Below are 1,119 nucleotides of genomic sequence, written 5' to 3'. Positions count from 1 at the left end.
GCTGCTGCACATCGGCACCAACGACGTGCTGCAGAACTACAACCTGTCCGGCGCGCCGCAGCGGCTGTCCACGCTGATCGACCACATCACCGCGGGGGCGCCGAACGCCGAGGTGTTCGTCGCGACCATCATCCCCCTGTCGAACTCCGGGCAGGAGTCGGCGGCCAGGACGTTCAACGCGGCGATCCCCGGCATCGTGCAGTCCAAGGTCGACAGCGGCAAGCACGTCCACCTGGTCGACATGCACAGCAAGCTGACCACCGCCGACCTGATCGACGGCGTCCACCCCACCGCGACCGGCTATGACAAGATGGCCGCCGCCTGGTACGCGGCGCTCCAGTCGGTCCCCGGCAGCATCGGCCAGTCCGGCAGCACTCCCAGCGCCACGCCGAGCTCCTCCACGAGCGCCATCCGGGGGGTGGGGTCGGGCCGCTGCCTCGACGTCACCGGCGCCTCGCAGGCCAACGGCACCCAGGCGCAGATCTGGGACTGCAACGGGCAGAGCAACCAGCAGTGGACGCAGACCGGCGCCGGTGAGCTGCGGGTCTACGGCGGCAAGTGCCTGGACGTGAACGGCGGCGGCACGGCCGACGGCTCCAGTGTGATCATCTGGGACTGCAACGGCCAGAGCAACCAGCAGTGGCGCTTCAACGCCGACGGCAGCATCACGGCCGTCGGCGCGAACAAGTGCCTGGACGTCCCCAACTACTCGACCGCCAACGGCGTCAAGCTCCAGATCTGGTCCTGCAACGGACAGACCAACCAGCGCTGGACCCGCGTCTGACGGTGAGGTCCCGGCCGTGCCGCCCTTCGCCGGGGCGGCACGGCCGCAACCACCACGGAGCCTGCCGACGGCTCACTCCCAGACCCGACTTCTCGAGGAAATAGCGTGAGACAAAAACTCAGAGCCATACTCGCGGCCGCTGCCCTGCCTCTGGTCGTGGTGGGGATGTTCCTCGCCGCCCGGCCGGCCGCGGCGGCGTCGCTGACGCGGGTGACCAATTTCGGCACCAACCCGACGAACCTGAACATGTATCTGTACGTGCCCGACAGGGTGGCGGCACGGCCGGCGCTGCTGGTGCTGGTGCACTACTGCGGCGGGTCGGCCAGCGCGATCTT

1 protein-coding gene and 1 pseudogene are annotated in these 1,119 nt (G+C 69.0%); both read left to right on the top strand.

The features are described 5' to 3' along the window. On the top strand, nt 1-784 hold a 784-nt coding region (locus ABZ860_RS42825), incomplete at its 5' end, for a lectin (protein WP_357232619.1). 105 nt (nt 785-889) lie between these two features. Then, nucleotides 890-1,119: pseudogene (locus tag ABZ860_RS42820) on the top strand (esterase); the annotation flags it as partial.

It is taken from the genome of Microbispora sp. NPDC046973 (assembly GCF_040644495.1).
In the GTDB taxonomy this organism is placed as follows: Bacteria; Actinomycetota; Actinomycetes; order Streptosporangiales; family Streptosporangiaceae; genus Microbispora.
Note: the sequence above shows the minus strand (reverse complement) of the source record. Positions and strands in the feature narration are given on the sequence as shown.